Origin of the sequence: Pseudomonas putida (genome assembly GCF_001941965.1) — a bacterium.
Lineage (GTDB): Bacteria > Pseudomonadota > Gammaproteobacteria > Pseudomonadales > Pseudomonadaceae > Aquipseudomonas > Aquipseudomonas putida_L.
Window position 1 is genome coordinate 1 of record NZ_MKZO01000019.1, and the last position, 637, is coordinate 637.

Sequence of the window (637 nt, forward strand, 5' to 3'; positions counted from 1 at the left end):
CATGCTCAAGCGCTTATCCGAGTACCTGTTCGGCAAGGGTGACCCGCTGCCGCCGCCACCTCCCGTACCGCAACGCCCACAACTGACGGCGTGGCCAGTGCCGCTCAAACCTCACCCCGAGCCGGCGCCCGAACTGCTGACGAAGAACTGGAGCCATCCCTTCGGCGACCGTTCCGACGTGTTCCAGCAACTGACTCACCTGGGCAAGGCCGCCAACGGTTTCTATCCCATCGGTGTGCATGGCACCTGGCATGGCGGCGTGCATTTCGACGACAGCACCGCGGGCGTGCTCGACCAATCCCGGGTGCTGTGCATGGCCGATGGCGAAGTGGTCGCCTATCGCATCCCCACCACGACCCCGACCACCCGCTACGCGCCCTTCCCCAAGCCCGAGTTCGAAGCGCCCTGCGCGTCCGGCTTCGTCCTGGTGCGCCATCGCATCCAGGCCCCGCCTCTTGAAAATACCGAGCAAGCACCGCCTGCACTGACCTTCTACAGCCTGTACATGCATCTGGAGGACTGGGCTGCGTACGACGGCAGCACGCTGGACAGGCCACGGTTCTGGGTGCAGAGCGAAGCGCAATGGGTCAAGGACGATGCCAATGACATTCATAGAGGCAAGCGGGGCCTCAAGGTC

The 637-nt window shown here is 64.4% G+C and carries 1 pseudogene; it reads left to right on the forward strand.

The annotated features are described in order from the left end of the window. Positions 1 to 637, forward strand: a pseudogene (locus tag PSEMO_RS33465) (hypothetical protein); the annotation flags it as partial.